Annotated in this window: 14 protein-coding genes and 1 pseudogene; 2 read left to right on the top strand and 13 right to left on the bottom strand. The window is 61.8% G+C overall.

All coding sequences use genetic code 11. The features are described from left to right. Nucleotides 1-31 precede the first annotated feature (31 nt). The 7 genes from argB to PUQ42_RS04135 form a co-directional block, all read right to left on the bottom strand. The gene (gene argB, locus PUQ42_RS04165) at nucleotides 32-799 is read right to left on the bottom strand and encodes an acetylglutamate kinase (protein ID WP_273371252.1); all 768 of its coding nucleotides are present in this window, start codon (nucleotides 797-799) and stop codon (nucleotides 32-34) included. Continuing rightward, nucleotides 796-1,752 carry an N-acetylornithine carbamoyltransferase gene (locus PUQ42_RS04160; RefSeq protein WP_087309738.1) on the bottom strand — a complete coding sequence of 319 codons (957 nt, stop codon included), beginning with the start codon at nucleotides 1,750-1,752 and terminating at the stop codon, nucleotides 796-798. The genes argB and PUQ42_RS04160 overlap by 4 nt, the downstream gene beginning before the upstream one ends. A gap of 227 nt (nucleotides 1,753-1,979) precedes the next feature. Then, nucleotides 1,980-3,110 (bottom strand): aspartate aminotransferase family protein, encoded by a 1,131-nt coding sequence (locus PUQ42_RS04155; RefSeq protein WP_273371250.1) that lies wholly within the window; start codon nucleotides 3,108-3,110, stop codon nucleotides 1,980-1,982. 196 nt (nucleotides 3,111-3,306) lie between these two features. Further along, complete coding sequence (argC, locus tag PUQ42_RS04150; protein WP_122120140.1) at nucleotides 3,307-4,269, bottom strand: N-acetyl-gamma-glutamyl-phosphate reductase; 963 nt, start codon at nucleotides 4,267-4,269, stop codon at nucleotides 3,307-3,309. After that, nucleotides 4,266-5,483, bottom strand: coding sequence for an argininosuccinate synthase (argG, locus tag PUQ42_RS04145; protein ID WP_087309745.1), 1,218 nt, complete (start codon nucleotides 5,481-5,483; stop codon nucleotides 4,266-4,268). The genes argC and argG overlap by 4 nt, the downstream gene beginning before the upstream one ends. Before the next feature lie 20 nt (nucleotides 5,484-5,503). Next, a complete protein-coding gene (locus tag PUQ42_RS04140; protein WP_273371247.1) occupies nucleotides 5,504-6,124 on the bottom strand; it encodes a GNAT family N-acetyltransferase in 621 nt (206 codons plus the stop codon). A gap of 63 nt (nucleotides 6,125-6,187) precedes the next feature. Beyond that, nucleotides 6,188-8,392 carry a RelA/SpoT family protein gene (locus PUQ42_RS04135; RefSeq protein ID WP_273371244.1) on the bottom strand — a complete coding sequence of 735 codons (2,205 nt, stop codon included), beginning with the start codon at nucleotides 8,390-8,392 and terminating at the stop codon, nucleotides 6,188-6,190. A 92-nt stretch (nucleotides 8,393-8,484) separates the two neighbouring features. Between PUQ42_RS04135 and trhA the strand changes: the two genes are divergently transcribed. Both trhA and PUQ42_RS04125 read left to right on the top strand, forming a co-directional pair. Next, complete coding sequence (gene trhA, locus PUQ42_RS04130) at nucleotides 8,485-9,141, top strand: PAQR family membrane homeostasis protein TrhA (RefSeq protein WP_122120143.1); 657 nt, start codon at nucleotides 8,485-8,487, stop codon at nucleotides 9,139-9,141. After that, a complete protein-coding gene (locus PUQ42_RS04125) occupies nucleotides 9,101-9,799 on the top strand; it encodes a class I SAM-dependent methyltransferase (RefSeq protein ID WP_273371241.1) in 699 nt (232 codons plus the stop codon). The genes trhA and PUQ42_RS04125 overlap by 41 nt, the downstream gene beginning before the upstream one ends. A 13-nt stretch (nucleotides 9,800-9,812) precedes the next feature. Here PUQ42_RS04125 and PUQ42_RS04120 read toward each other — a convergent pair whose 3' ends face one another. From PUQ42_RS04120 to PUQ42_RS04095, 6 genes and pseudogenes are all read right to left on the bottom strand, one after another. After that, a complete protein-coding gene (locus tag PUQ42_RS04120; RefSeq protein ID WP_273371238.1) occupies nucleotides 9,813-10,586 on the bottom strand; it encodes a class I SAM-dependent methyltransferase in 774 nt (257 codons plus the stop codon). Beyond that, the gene (gene xseB, locus PUQ42_RS04115) at nucleotides 10,583-10,783 is read right to left on the bottom strand and encodes an exodeoxyribonuclease VII small subunit (protein WP_087309755.1); all 201 of its coding nucleotides are present in this window, start codon (nucleotides 10,781-10,783) and stop codon (nucleotides 10,583-10,585) included. Before xseB ends, PUQ42_RS04120 begins: the two co-directional genes overlap by 4 nt. 111 nt (nucleotides 10,784-10,894) lie before the next feature. Next, nucleotides 10,895-12,157 carry an exodeoxyribonuclease VII large subunit gene (xseA, locus tag PUQ42_RS04110; protein ID WP_273371235.1) on the bottom strand — a complete coding sequence of 421 codons (1,263 nt, stop codon included), beginning with the start codon at nucleotides 12,155-12,157 and terminating at the stop codon, nucleotides 10,895-10,897. A gap of 15 nt (nucleotides 12,158-12,172) precedes the next feature. Then, on the bottom strand, nucleotides 12,173-13,084 hold the full coding sequence (menA, locus tag PUQ42_RS04105) for a 1,4-dihydroxy-2-naphthoate octaprenyltransferase (protein WP_273371232.1): 912 nt from the start codon (nucleotides 13,082-13,084) through the stop codon (nucleotides 12,173-12,175). Nucleotides 13,085-13,291: 207 nt separating this feature from the next. Next, nucleotides 13,292-13,849: a TonB-dependent receptor gene (locus PUQ42_RS04100; RefSeq protein WP_232009134.1), complete on the bottom strand. Its 558-nt coding sequence runs from the start codon at nucleotides 13,847-13,849 to the stop codon at nucleotides 13,292-13,294. 55 nt (nucleotides 13,850-13,904) lie between these two features. Continuing rightward, nucleotides 13,905-14,180: pseudogene (locus tag PUQ42_RS04095) on the bottom strand (peptide chain release factor 1); the annotation flags it as partial.

Genomic DNA, 14,180 nt, shown 5'->3' with positions numbered 1-14,180 from the left:
TGTCGGGACTTACAGGGACGGGACCCAAAGTTTAGCGGATGACGGTTCCGATGCCGTCCGCGAGGTGGGTCGAGCTGCGGATCGTGACGCTGTGCACCCCCTGGCTGACGGCCTTCAGGGCATTCTCCACCTTGGGGATCATCCCCTTGCTGATCGTCCCGTCGGCCTTGAGTGCCGCGAAACTTTCGGCCGTGATTTCGGGAATGACCGAACGTTCGTCCTCCGGATCGCGCAGCACGCCGGCCTTCTCGAAGCAGTAGACCAGATCGACCGGTGCCAGGCGTGCGGCACCGAGAGCTACGGCCGAAGCGACGCTGTCGGCGTTGCAGTTGAGCAGCGTGCCGTGCCCGTCGTGCATGATGGCCGAGAAGACGGGCACCAGCCCCCCATCCAGCAGCCGTCCGAGCAGTTCGGAGTCGACCCGTTCGATGTCGCCTACGAAGCCGTAGTCGATCGGTTCGGGGTTGCGGCGGCGGGCCGTCACGACGTTTCCGTCGGCTCCGGACAACCCGATGGCGTTGCATCCGACGGCCTGCAGCCCGGCGACGATCTGTTTGTTGATCAACCCGGCATAGACCATCGTCACCACGTCGAGCGTGCCCTTGTCCGTAATGCGGCGTCCGTCGACCATCTGCACCTTCAGTTCGAGGCGTTCGGCAAGACGCGTGGCCAGTTTCCCGCCGCCGTGGACCAGCATCTTGGCCCCTTCGACGGCGGCGAACTCGCGGAGAAAACGCTTCAAAGCTTCGGGGTTGTCGATGACGTTGCCCCCGATCTTCATGACCGTGACCGATTTCATTGCAGCCCCTCCAGCAGACGTTTCAGCACCACCTGGGCCGAGATTTCGCGGTTGGCGGCCTCGGGGATCACCAGCGAGCGCGGCGATTCGATCACTTCGTCCGTGACGATCATGTTGCGCCGCACGGGCAGGCAGTGCATGAAGTAGGCGTTGTTCGTCAGAGCCATCTTCTCCGAGTCGACCGTCCACGAGCGGTCGCGTGAGAGGACCTTGCCGTAGTTCGGATCGGCATAGGCGGCCCAGCTCTTGGCGTAGACGAAGTCGGCACCCTCGAGGGCCTTGCGCTGGTCATACTCGACGCGGGCCGAGCCGACGAATTTCGGATCGAGTTCATAGCCTTCGGGGTGGGTGATGACGAAGTCGTAACCGGCAGCGTTCATCCACTCGGCGAAGGAGTTGGGCACGGCTTGCGGCAGGGCGTTGGGGTGGGGAGCCCAGGTCATGACGACCTTCGGGCGTTCGGTCTGCTTGTACTCCTCGATGGTGATCAGATCGGCGAAGCTCTGCAGCGGGTGGCGCGTGGCGGCCTCCATCGAGAAGACCGGGCGGCCCGAGTAGCGGATAAACTGCTCCAGGACACGCTCCTCGTAATCCTCGGCCTTGTTCTGGAAGCGGGCGAACGACCTCACGCCGATCACGTCGCAGTAGGAGCCCATGACCGGAATGGCTTCGAGCAGGTGTTCGGCCTTGTCGCCGTCCATCACCACGCCGCGTTCGGTTTCGAGTTTCCAGGCTCCCTGGTTGACGTCGAGGACCATGACGTTCATGCCCAGATTCATGGCGGCCTTCTGGGTCGAGAGGCGCGTGCGGAGGCTCGAGTTGAAGAAGAGCATCAGCAGCGTGCGGTTGCGGCCCAGTCCGGTGAACTGGAAGCGGTTTCGTTTGATTTCGAATGCCTCGGCGAGGGCTTGTTTCAGATCGCCGATATCCTGTACACAAGTGAATTTTTTCATCTCATCGATTGCTTTTCCTGTAACGCCGGTCCCCTCAGCCGGGAATCGGCGGCGGGAGGAGTGTCGAGCTTCTCCCGACTCATTTTTGTTGCGGGTTTTCGGGAACCCGGTGCGACCGTCGGGCGGGCCGGGTAGCGGTCTGAGCTCCGGATCTTCAGCCGGATTTCAGCGGTTGGGTTGCGGGGTTCGTCGTCAATCGGAGCCCCGTCCTGCCGGCCTTTCGCCGGTTATCGGTTCTGCATCATCTCGCGGAAGGCCTCGAGAAAGCGGTCGGCCAGCTCACGCGTGAGGCACAGCGCCGGCAGCAGCCGCACGACCGAAGCGCCGGCTCCGCCCGTGAAGATGTGCTTCTCGAAGAGCAGCCGCTTGCGGAGTTCCGACCCCGAGCCGTCGATCTCGATGCCGATCATCAGACCGCGTCCGCGGACCTCCTTCAGCTCCTTCATGGCGTGGAGTTCGTCGAGCAGGTATTGCCCCACCCGGGCGGCATTCTCGACCAGACCGTCGCGTTCGATCACCTTCAGTACGGCGATGGCCGCCGCGCAGGCCAGATGGTTGCCTCCGAAGGTGGTTCCCAGCATGCCGGGGCGCGCCTCGAAGTGGGGGGCGATCAGCACGCCTCCGATCGGGAAACCGTTGGCCATTCCCTTGGCCGTGGTGATCAGGTCGGGGCGGATGCCGGCCTGCTGGTGGGCGAAGAAGCGCCCCGTGCGGCCGTATCCCGACTGGATTTCGTCCAGAATGAGCTGCGTGCCGGTCTCGGAGGCCGCTTCGCGCAGTCCGCGCAGGAAGTCGTCCGTCGGGCAGTGGATGCCCGAGACGCCCTGGATGCCCTCGACGATCACGGCGGCGAACTCCCGGGTCGAGAGCTTCGCGCGGGCCGTCTCGAGGTCGTTCAGCGGGGTGAACTCCACGTTGGGCGTGCGGTTGAAGGGCGACGAGATGGCCGGGTTGTCCGTCACGGCTACGGCGCCCGACGTGCGGCCGTGGAAGGCCCGCTCGATGGCCAGCACCTTGCTGCGGCCCGTATGGAACGAGGCGAGCTTCAGGGCGTTTTCGTTGGCCTCGGCGCCCGAGTTGCAGAGGAAGAGCCGGTAGTCGTCATATCCCGAGACGCGGCCCAGCCGGTGGGCGAGTTCGACCTGCAGCGAGTTCTGCACCGAGTTGGAGTAGAAGCCCAGCCGGCCGACCTGCTCCGAGACGGCCTTGACGTAGTCGGGCTGTGCGTGGCCGATCGAGATGACGGCATGACCGCCGTAGAGGTCGAGGTATTCGGCACCCTGCTCGTCGTAGACGAAGCACCCCTTGCCCCGCACCGGCTCGATCGGATAGAGTGAATATACGTTGAATAGTTCCATGATGAAAGTTCTGTTGTTTTCGTTTTCGGGAGCGGTCGTGCCGCCCGGGGTCGTGTTGTCCGGGGCCGTGTCGCCCGGCCGTGTTACCCTGTTGTGCCATTCGGCCGTGTCGCCCGGGCCGTTACCTCGCTTCGGATCCTCCGGATCCCCACGCAGACGTTCGGCTTATGCTCCCGGCTTCGTGCCTCTCCCCTCGTTAGAAGGCGCTGGCCTTCAGACGCAATCCTTCGCGCTCGTCGAGCCCGAACATGAGGTTCATGTTCTGCACGGCCTGTCCCGAGGCACCCTTCAGCAGGTTGTCGACGACCGAGACGGCATGCAGTTTCGAGCCGTGCTTGGCCACCTGCACGAGGGCCTTGTTGGTGTTGACGACCTGTTTGAGGTCGACATCGTGCTCTACGGCGTGGGTGAAGGCGGCCGTGGCATAGCAGTCGGCATAGAGTTGCCGGGCTTCGGCCTCGTCGAGCGGACAGGAGGTGTAGACGCTGGCCAGAATGCCGCGCGTAAAGTCGCCGCGCATCGGCACGAAGTTGATCTCGCTGTTGAATGAGGGCTCCAGCAGCTGCAGATTGCGTCCGATCTCCTTCAGGTGTTGATGCGTGAAGGCCTTGTAGACCGAGAGGTTCGAGGCCCGCCAGCTGAAGTGGGTCGTGGCCGAGGGTTTCACGCCGGCACCGGTCGAGCCCGTAATGGCGGTCACGTGGATCTCGTCCCGGAGCAGACCTGCGGCAGCCAGCGGCAGCAGTGCCAGTTGGATGGCCGTGGCGAAACAGCCTGGATTGGCGACGCGGCGGGCCTGACGGATCCGCTCGCGGTTCATCTCCGGCAATCCGTAGACGAATCCCTCCGATTCGTCGCGGAAGTCCTGCGCCAGGTCGATCAGCCGCAGCTCTTCGGGGAGTTTCTGCTCCGCGAGCCACGTGCGGCTCTGACCGTGAGCCGAGCAGAGGAAGACGACGTCGACCTCCCTCAGGTCATACTCCGCGCAGAAGCGCATGCGGGTCTCGCCCTCCAGCCCGCCGTGGACCTCCGTGAGGAGGTTCCCGGCGTTGGACGAACTGTGGACGAAGCGGATCTCCGCCTGCGGGTGGTTGATCAGCAGACGGATCAGCTCACCGGCCGTGTAGCCGGCGCCTCCGATGATACCGACGCGGATCATTTTTCGGTCTTTTCGTTGCGTTTCTGGACGTTGTAGTAGATCTTGATCGGATTGCCGAGGACCTTCGTGAAACCCTTCACGTCGTCGGCCGTCCAGGCCTTGTTGACCTCGCCGTACTCGCCGAAGTCGGTCTTCATCAGATCGTAGGTCGAATCGACGCCCACGAGCGTGTAGTTCCGCGGGCGGAGGATCAGCTCGACGGTACCCGTGACGTTGCGCTGCGAGGAGACGAGCATCGCCTCGATGTCGCGCATGACGGGTTCGAGATACTGCGCCTCGTGGAGGAACATGCCGTACCACGTGGCCACCTGATCCTTCCAGTAGATCTGCCACTTGGTGAGCGTGTGCTTTTCGAGCATCTTGTGGGCGGCGATGATGAGCATCGGCGCGGCGGCCTCAAAGCCCACACGGCCCTTGATGCCGATGATCGTGTCGCCGATGTGCATGTCGCGGCCGATGCCGAACTTCGAACCGATGGCCTCCACGGCGCGGATGGCCTCGACCTTGTCGGCGTAGGGTTTGCCGTTGACGGCCGAGAGTTCGCCCTTTTCGAACGAGAGTTTCAGATGCTCCTCACCCTGGGCCGTGATCTGGCTCGGGTAGGCCTCTTCGGGCAGGGTCTGCTCCGAATGGAGGGTCTCCTTGCCGCCGATCGAGGTGCCCCACAACCCCTTGTTGATCGAGTACTCCATCTTCTTGTAGTCGGCCGTGATGCCGTGCTTGCGCAGGTAGTCGATCTCGTATTCGCGCGTGAGGGTCATGTCACGTGTCGGGGTGATGATCTCGATGCCGGGGGCGAGGATCTGGAACGTCAGGTCGAAGCGCACCTGGTCGTTGCCGGCGCCCGTCGAACCGTGGGCCACGGCATCGGCGCCGATCTGCTTGGCGTATTCGATGATGGCGATGGCCTGGAAGATACGCTCCGAGCTCACCGAGATGGGGTAGGTTCCGTTGCGGAGGATATTGCCGAAGACCATGTATCGGATGCTCTTTTCGTAGTACTCCTGCTCGATGTCGAGCGTGGCGTGCTTGACGGCACCGAGCTCCATGGCGCGTTTTTCGATGCGAGCGAGCTCCTCCTTCGAGAAACCGCCCGTATTGGCGATGGCCGTGTAGACATCGTAACCCTTCTCTTCGGAGAGGTATTTGGCGCAGAACGAGGTATCGAGACCTCCGCTGAAAGCCAGCACTACTTTTTTCTTCTTGTTATCCATGATCGTTGCTTTTTTCGGTTTTACTTCAGGTGAAAGATCTTTTTGAACTTGTTCTTCAGGAACATGACATAGGGGACCAGGCGGGACTGCTTTTTGGGCGGCTCCTTGGCCGGGTCGTAGAGCATTCCGGTGCAGAGACACATCCGGCGGTTGTTTCGCTGGAGGATGTCGTAGTTGCAGCACCCCTCGCAACCCTTCCAGAACTCCTCGTCTTCGGTGAGTTCGGAGAAGGTCACGGGGACGTATCCCATGCGTGAGTTCAGTTTCATGACTGGCAGCGACGTGGTGATACTGAATAACTTCGCGTACGGGAATCGTCGTCGGGCCAGCTCGAAGGTTCGTCGTTTGATCTGCTCCGCGAGTCCCATGTGTCGGTACTCGGGGGCGACGATCAGTCCCGAGGTGGCGACGAAATCGCCATGGCCCCAGCACTCGATGTAGCTGAACCCGACCAGTTTTTCACCGTCCAGCGCCACGACGGCTTTGCCACCGGTCATTTTTGCTGCGATGTATTCGGGTGATCGCTTGGCGATACCCGTTCCCCGCTGCAAGGCGGACTCGTAGATCAGCTGGCAGATACGCGGAGCGTAGTGCGCATGCGACGAGTCGGCAAATACGACGCTGATTGAGTTGTTATTCATTTATCGTAAGGTGGATAAAAATGAAAAAAGGTTTCGAAAGGAGTTTCGATCGGAGGCGGGGGATCAGTTGACGCGGTAGGCTCGCTGAACCCCCTTGATTCGCAGGATCTGATGGATCAGCGTATCGACGACCCCCGTACCGGGCACCTCGACCGAGACCGTACCGGCGATGCAACCGTTGCCGGCCGCGGCGAAGTTGATGGATCGGATGTTGAGTTTCAGATCGCGGATGATCACCTCGGTGATGTGGTTGGCCATACCGGTGGTGTCGGCCGCGACGATGCGGATCGAGACGCGGAAGGCTCCCTCGGCCGACTGTCGCCAGCGGGCTTCGACCACCCGATAGGGGTAGTTTTCGCGCATGCGCTTGGCATTGGGGCAGTCGCAGCGGTGGATCGTGATGCCGGAGTTGATCGTCACGAAGCCGAAGATCTCGTCGCCCTTGATCGGGTTACAGCACTTGGCCAGCTTGTACTGGATTTTCGACAGGTCGTCGTCGATGACCAGGGCATCCTGCTGCTGGGGGGATTTTTCCTGAGCGGCGTGCTGTGCGGCCTTCTGGCGTTCGACCTCGGCGGCCGCGGCGCGGCGCTCCTCCTCGGCCTCGCCCGAGAGGTGGCGCGACAAGAGTTCCTTAATGGTTGCGAAGTCGAGCTTCTGGGTGGCGATCAGCCCGTAGACCTCCGTGCCGAGCCGCAGCCGGAAGTGGCGGGCCAGATAGGCCACCGCCTCGTCGATCGAGATCGGGAGTTTCCAGTTCTTGAGTTTTCGCTCGAGCTCTTCGCGGCCCATGCGCGTATGTTTGGCCTGCTCCTCGCGCAGGAAGGACTTGATCTTGTTGCGGGCCTTCGAGGTGACCACGAACGAGAGCCAGTCGGATTTCGGGGTCTGGTTCTTCTGGGTCTGGATCTCGACGATATCGCCGTTGTGGAGCGGTTCGCGGATCGAGACGGCGCGGTTGTTGACCTTGCCGCCGACGCACGTCGAGCCGAGCGACGTATGGATGTCGAAGGCGAAGTCGAGCAGCGTGGCCCCTTCGGGCAGTTTGCGCAGGTCGCCGTTGGGCGTGAAGACGAAGATCTCGCCCGAGGCGGGCTTGGCGTCGAAGCGTTGTGCCAGCGAGTGGGTGGTATCCTCCATCAGCTCGCGCAGACGGCTGAGCCACATTTCGCTGGTCTGGGCCCCCTGGCCGACCCCCTTGTAGCGCCAGTGTGCGGCGATACCGCGTTCGGCGACCTCGTCCATGCGTTCGGTGCGGATCTGTACCTCGACCCAGCGGCCTTCGGCCGAGACGGTGGTGTGCAGCGACTCGTAGCCGTTCGACTTGGGGATCGAGATCCAATCGCGCATGCGGTTGGGGTTGGGCGTATAGAAGTCCGTGACGATCGAGTAGACGGTCCAGCAGAGGGGTTTCTCCTGTTCGCGCGGGCAGTCGATGATGATGCGGATGGCGAAGATGTCGTAGACACCCTCGAACGGCACGTGCTGCTTCTGCATCTTGTTCCAGATCGAGAAGATCGACTTGGTGCGGCTCTTGATGTGGTACTTGATGCCGAGGCGGTTGAGTCGCTGCTCGATCGGCACGATGAAGCGGGCGATGAAGGCCTTGCGCTCGTCGGCACTCTCCTCGAGTTTGTTGACGATGTGTTCGTAGCCCTTCGGTTCGAGGTATTTGAGGGCGATGTCCTCCAGTTCGCTCTTGATCGAGTAGAGACCCAGCTTGTGGGCGATCTGTGCGTAGAGGTTCATCGACTCCCAGCTCTTTTTGCGCCACTTTTCGCGGGGGAAGATCCCGAGCGAGCGCATCACCTCAAGGCGGTCGGCCAGCTTGATGAGGATCACGCGGGGATCTTCGGAGTAGCTGACGATCAGATCGCGGAAGTTGTCGGCCTGCTCCTTGGCGACCTTCAGTTTGAGTTCCGAGATGTTGGCCAGCCCCATGGTGATTCCGACGACCTGGTCGCCGAATCGGCTCTGGATGTCGCGGGTCAGGGCGAGGAACTCCTCGTCGGGGAGCTGCTTGTGTGCGATGCGCACCACGTCGTGCAGGATCGACGAGAGGGTCGAATTCCGTCCGAGGCCGATCTCGGAGATGACGATCTGGGCCACGGCGACGCCATGTCCGATGAGGGGCGAGCCGTCGTAGCGGGTCAGGCCGTCGAGTTTGGACTCGGCATACTCGAGCGCTTCGTCGACCAGACGCTGGGTCTGTTCCGAGAAGTTGGTCCGCACCAGGGTGCAGAGATTTTCGTAGCGTGAAAAGTCCATTTTCGAGTCTCTTTAACCTGACCTGATAACCTTGATGGCAAAGATATGAAAAAAAATTATAAATTTGACACGTTGAATCTAATGGTTGAGTGATGAAGGCAAAAAAAAGGCTTTATGTCCCGACTTTGGGGGAAGAGGTGGCCAATACGGTGACCCACGGCGTGATGGCGATGCTGACACTCGTGTCGTTGCCCTTTGCGGCGGTATGGGCCTATGTGCATGATCCCGACGGGGTTGTGGCATCGGTGAGCGTGTCGGTTTTCGTGATCTCGATCTTTCTGATGTTTCTGGCCTCGACGCTCTACCACGCGATGCATCCGGCGTCGCGACACAAGGAGGTTTTCCACATCCTGGACCACATCTTCATCTACGTGGCCATTGCCGGGAGCTATACGCCCATTGCGCTGTCGGTGATCGGGGGCTGGCAGGGGATTCTGATTGCAGTGCTGCAGTGGGTGATGGTGCTTTTCGGGGTTTTCTACAAGTCGCTGTCGCGGCGGTCGATCCCGGCCGTGAGCCTGACGATCTATCTGGTGATGGGGTGGACGATCGTCTTTTTTCTGCCGCTCTTCATCCGTCATGCTTCCGTGCAGCTGTTGTGGTTGATTGCCGCCGGCGGAGTGTTCTATACCGTGGGGGCGTGGTTCTACGCCCGCAAGGGGTTCCGCTACCACCACATGGTATGGCATCTGCTGATCAATCTGGCGGTTGTCTGCCACTTCATCGGCATTGTCTTCTACCTCTACTGATATTTTTCACGGCGTTTTTATTCTATGGGGCACGGTCCTTTTTTTTGACAGGCTTTTGCGGCATACTCGCTTCCCGGAGGGTTTTTGGGGACGTTTCATGCTGCGTGCCATGAATCACGGGCATGCTCCGCTCTACCGTTGGGGGCTTTCTTTCCTGCCGTGGCAGAGCTTGTGGAAGGTCCTTGATATCGGCTGCGGGGGAGGGGCCGTTCTGACATGGATTCTCGAACTTTGTCCCGAAGAGATCGCTTTCGGAGTGGATCTTTCGCCGGAAAGCGTGGCGTTCTCGCGGCGTCGGAACCGCCGTGAACAAGGTGTACGATGTTTTGTTGAGCAGGGTTCGGCCGAGCGTTTCCCTTGTGCGACAGGGATGTTCGATGCTGCCGTTGCCTTCGAGACGGTCTATTTCTGGCACGACCTTCAACGGACCTTCACCGAAGTGGCGCGCGTCTTGCGCTCCGGAGGTTATTTCCTGATTGTCTGTGAAGCCGGTGATCCCGACGATCTCCGGTGGATCAAATGGGCCCGTCGGGTCGGTAGCATGACTATTTATTCAGCGGCGACCCTGACGCGGCAACTTTTCGAAGCGGGATTTAGCCACGTTACCGAACATCGCCATCCGAAGGGGTGTCTTTGTCTCGTGGCGCGACGCTCCTGACCTCGCCTCCGGGTCAGTGCTTGTAGACCACGTAGATGTGGTCGTCGGGCAGCGCGTAACAACGTCGCTCCTCGTCGGTGAGCGATGCGGCGTAGTCGATGTCGGCCGCTTCGAATCCTGCCTCGCGCAGCCGCTCGACATAATCCTGGCCGTAGATGCGGCGGTGGTCGTACTGCCCGAAGATGCGCGTGCGCTCGTCGGGATCGGTGATCGAGTCGTCCTCGTAAGTGTGCTCGTAGTCGCGGTCGACGGGCGAAAGGAGAATGCCCCAGCCGCCGGGCTTCAGGATGCGGTGCAGTTCGCGCAGCGCCTTGCGGTCATCGGCCACATGTTCGAGGATGTGGTTGCAGAGGACGACCTCCACCGAGTTGTCGGCCAGCGGGATCTGCTGCACGTCGAAGTGCAGGTCGGCCAGCGGGCTCTCGAGATCGGCCGTGACGTACTGTCCGGGATGATCGGCGAAGTGGGGCTTCAGGTGGCGCATGATGCAGACCTCGGGGGCGATGTGCAGCGTGCGCGGGAAGGCGGTCAGCAGATCGGTCTCGCGCGTCAGGTAGAGCCACAGCAGGCGGTGACGTTCGAGCGAGAGGCACCGCGGGCAGAGGGCATTCGCCCGCGAAGTGACGTAGCCGTAGGGGAGGAAGCGGCGGAATTTCGACCCGCAGAGTGGACACTCCACGCCGCGTCCCCGGTAGAAGAGCCCCACGACGGGCACGGCCCACGACGCCATGCGTTGCAGTACGGGGCGCGGGATGTGGTTCAGCGCCCAGCGGATCAGCCGTTTCATGCCTCGAGGATTTTGTTCACCTCCTCTTCGGCCTTGTGCAGACGCGCCTTGCACAGGGCGATCAACTCCGTGGCACGCTTGACCTCGGCGGCCAGACTGTCCACGTCCATCTCTTCGCTGCGGAAGCGGCCGAGAATGCGTTCGATCTCGGCAATGGCCTCCGTGTAACTCGGTTCCTCCTGTTGTTTTTTTGCCATATCGTTGGTGCCGGATTCCCGGCTTCTGAGTTTTGTGTCGTTCGGTTGGTTCCTGCGGCCGCAGACTGAATTTCCGTTTCTGCCGGCTGCTTTTTCCCGGTCGCTTGTTTTCTACTCCTTGTCGGGATCCGCTTCGGACTCCGCGAGCGCCTCGACCGTAAAACGACCGTCGGCCACCTCGACCTCCATTCGCTGCCCGGCTGTCACTTCGACAATCGACCGGACGGCCCGCCCCTGCCCCCTCACCACGGCAAATCCCATGCGGAGGATGCGCTTCGGCGAGCGACTCTCGATAAGCTCCGCCGAGGTGACTATGCGCTGCTGCTCCTGGCGGATGAAGGCCCCGACGGCCTGCCGGAAAGCCTCGCTGCGGCCCTCCAGCTCCAGCCGGCGCTGGCGGATGAGCCCCACCGGCAGATGGCGCAGATCACCCGCCATCTCCTCGAGCCGCAGTTGCTGTGCGCGGGTCAGCCGCAGCACGCCGTCGTGCAGCTGCAGGGCGGCGTTGTCGAGCCACCCCTCAATCCCCGACATCCGCTCGACGAGCCATCCGGCGACGGCCGTCGGGGTCTTCAGCGCCGTATGGGCCACCATGTCGGCGACACTCGTATCCTTGTCGTGGCCGATACCGGTGACGACCGGCAGCGGAAACTGCGCCACATAGGAGCAGAGGCGGTAGGCGTTGAAGCAGTTCAGGTCGCTGCGCGAGCCTCCGCCGCGGATGATCACCACGGCATCGAACTCCTCCAGGCGGTCGGCCACGCGGCACAGCGCGTCGATGATCGACTGCTCGGCGGCTTCGCCCTGCATGAAGGCGTCGAAGAGGTGCGTTTCAAAGCGGTAGGGGCTCTTCGCGAGCTCCTTGCAGAAGTCCTGATAGCCGGCGGCGTTGGCGCTCGAGACGATGGCTACGCGCTGTACGACGACGGGCATCGCCACTTCGCGGTTCATCTCCCAGACGCCGTCCTGCTGCAGCTGCGCGATGGTCTGCTGGCGCTGACGCTCCAGATCGCCCAGCGTGAACGAGGGGTCGATCTCCGTGATCTGCAGCGAGAAGCCGTACAGCTCGTGGTACGTGACCAGCACCTTGGCGAGGATCTTCAGTCCGGGAGCGAGCCGCTGTCCGGTTTCGGCCTCGAAGTAGGCGGTCACGCGCGGGTATTGCGAACGCCAGATGACGGCGCGGGCCTGGGCCGTGGGGACGCCGTTTTCGCCACCCTTTTCGACCAGTTCCAGATAGCAGTGGCCCGAGTAGTTGACCTTCAGGTCGGAGATTTCGGCACTCACCCACAGAGGCAGCGCAAACTGCCCCTCGAGGGCCGCCTTCACGCGGCGCTGCAGCTCGCTCAGGGTAATATGTCGGGATTCATTCATGTTTTTGCGTCATCCTCATCCGAGGAGGATTCCGACGGTAAGCAGCGCTCCGAAGAGCATGATGTTGCGGGCCGTCTCTCCGAGGCAGACGTTCAACTGGTCGCCGTGGTCGATGCGGACCATCTTGCGCCACGTGGCCACGTGCCCCGCCAGATAGATCAGCGGCAGCAGGGCCGCCCATGGGCGGCCTCCGGCCAGCAGTGTCAGGCAGAGTGCGACGGCCGCGGTGCCCAGCAAGAAGTAGCTCCAGCTGCCGAACCGCGTGCCCAACGCCACGACAATCGTGCGCTTCTGACAGCGGGCATCCTCCTCTCGGTCGCGGAAATTATTGATCATCAGCATGGTGTCGATTACCAGTCCGCAGGCCAGCGCCGTGACGATGACCTCCCACGTCCACGTGCCGGTCAGCACATAGTAGGTGAAACTCACGGGGACGAGTCCGAAGAAGAGGATGACGGCCACGTCTCCCAGTCCGTGATAGGCCAGGGGCCATGGCCCAGCGGTGTAGAAGTAGGCGAAGAGGACGCAGGCGGCGCCGACGGCCACCAGTTCCCAGCCGCCCCAGGCGAGCATGTCGTGATGCAGCGCCCAGGCGAGGATGCCGATTCCGGCGGCTGCCGAGGCCAGTGTGAAGCCGATGATGCCGGCCTTCATGGCGCGCAGGGTGATGAAACCCTTGGCGAAGGCGCGGTCGGGGCCCAGCCGGTCGGGCTGGTCGGCCCCCTTGAGGAAGTCCCAGAGGTCGTTGACCAGATTGGCCGTGCACTGCATCAACAGGGCGAAGGCCAGGCACAGCACGGCCGGCAGCGTGTGGAACGAACCGTCGGTCCAGGCCAGCGCTGAACCCACGAGGATCAGAATGACGGCATTGCCGAGACTGTAGGGCCGTATGGCGACGATCCACGCCTTGAGGGAGTTGGTTTTCATACGTTTCCGGTTTTTTGAGGTGATGAATTCATGAAATGCGGGTGTGGGTGTCGGAGTTTTTCTTCAGGTCTCTCCTTGCCCTTTTTCTGGCTCTTCCAGTCTTTACTCTCGGTTCGCTCGCGTTTCGACATGGGTTTCTGGACCCTTGTCTCCTCGTCTTATGTTGTGTCCGGTCCTGTTGGTTTCGGCCCGTCTCCTTTGTTCTTGTTAACGGTAGACCAGCTCCACGCGCCGGGGCATCGGACGCCCTTCGGGGAGCTGAATGCTCAGAATGCCCTGGCTGGCGATGGCCTTGCCGTCCTTTTGGGCCGGCAGCCAGCGCGGCGCCTCTTCGACGGCCTTCACGACCCGGCGTTTGAGGCGGTTGTCGGTCGATTCCAGGGTGTCGTCGATGCGGATCGTCCCCTCCGGTGTGATGGTATAGCGCAGGACGACCCGTGCGACCGGTTCGTCATCGTCCCAGCGCACCTGTCGGGCGATGTAGCTTCCGAAGGTGGTGTCGGCCTGAAAGCGGGCCGGCTCGTCGTAACGCAACGTGATGAGCATCACGCCGTGCATGGCCCGTTCGCCGTAGCGGGCGATGGTCTGTTCGTCGGCCGGCAGCATCTCGACGTGTTCGATCTCTTCGGGCGGGATCGTGCGGATCTGCTCCACGACCTTCCCGTTGACGATATACAACGGTTCGGGTTTCGGCGCTGCGGCGTGTGCCGAAAGGAAAAGGAGGAGAAACACTCCGCCAAGGAGCCCTGTGATCGTTCGTTTCATCATGCGGAACAGGAAATTTCTGTATAAAACGTTGTTCCGGCGCCGGATATTGTCTTTAGAGTTCGCTCTCCTTCAGACGTTCGGCGTTCTCGGCCACGATCAGGTGGTCGATGCAGTCCTGGATGTCGCCGTCCATGAAGGCCGCCAGGTTGTAGATCGTGTAGTTGATGCGGTGGTCGGTGATCCGGCCCTGGGGATAGTTGTAGGTTCGGATCTTGGCCGAGCGGTCACCCGTCGAGACCATGGTCTTGCGTTTCGAGGCGATCTCGTCGAGGTATTTCGAGTATTCGAGGTTGAAGACGCGCGTGCGCAGCTCCTCGAAGGCCTTGTC

The organism is Alistipes megaguti (assembly GCF_944320325.1).
GTDB lineage: Bacteria > Bacteroidota > Bacteroidia > Bacteroidales > Rikenellaceae > Alistipes > Alistipes megaguti.
This window is presented reverse-complemented; position numbering and strand designations above follow the sequence as displayed.

Excerpts from the sequence above, each read along its gene's own strand:
- trhA (WP_122120143.1), top strand. The coding sequence starts at position 8,485 with ATGAAGGCAAAAAAAAGGCTTTATGTCCCGACTTTGGGGGAAGAGGTG.
- PUQ42_RS04100 (WP_232009134.1), bottom strand. The coding sequence starts at position 13,849 with ATGAAACGAACGATCACAGGGCTCCTTGGCGGAGTGTTTCTCCTCCTT.
- argC (WP_122120140.1), bottom strand. The coding sequence starts at position 4,269 with ATGATCCGCGTCGGTATCATCGGAGGCGCCGGCTACACGGCCGGTGAG.
- PUQ42_RS04155 (WP_273371250.1), bottom strand. The coding sequence starts at position 3,110 with ATGGAACTATTCAACGTATATTCACTCTATCCGATCGAGCCGGTGCGG.
- PUQ42_RS04120 (WP_273371238.1), bottom strand. The coding sequence starts at position 10,586 with ATGAAACGGCTGATCCGCTGGGCGCTGAACCACATCCCGCGCCCCGTA.
- menA (WP_273371232.1), bottom strand. The coding sequence starts at position 13,084 with ATGAAAACCAACTCCCTCAAGGCGTGGATCGTCGCCATACGGCCCTAC.
- xseA (WP_273371235.1), bottom strand. The coding sequence starts at position 12,157 with ATGAATGAATCCCGACATATTACCCTGAGCGAGCTGCAGCGCCGCGTG.
- PUQ42_RS04135 (WP_273371244.1), bottom strand. The coding sequence starts at position 8,392 with ATGGACTTTTCACGCTACGAAAATCTCTGCACCCTGGTGCGGACCAAC.
- argB (WP_273371252.1), bottom strand. The coding sequence starts at position 799 with ATGAAATCGGTCACGGTCATGAAGATCGGGGGCAACGTCATCGACAAC.
- PUQ42_RS04140 (WP_273371247.1), bottom strand. The coding sequence starts at position 6,124 with ATGAATAACAACTCAATCAGCGTCGTATTTGCCGACTCGTCGCATGCG.
- xseB (WP_087309755.1), bottom strand. The coding sequence starts at position 10,783 with ATGGCAAAAAAACAACAGGAGGAACCGAGTTACACGGAGGCCATTGCC.
- argG (WP_087309745.1), bottom strand. The coding sequence starts at position 5,483 with ATGGATAACAAGAAGAAAAAAGTAGTGCTGGCTTTCAGCGGAGGTCTC.
- PUQ42_RS04160 (WP_087309738.1), bottom strand. The coding sequence starts at position 1,752 with ATGAAAAAATTCACTTGTGTACAGGATATCGGCGATCTGAAACAAGCC.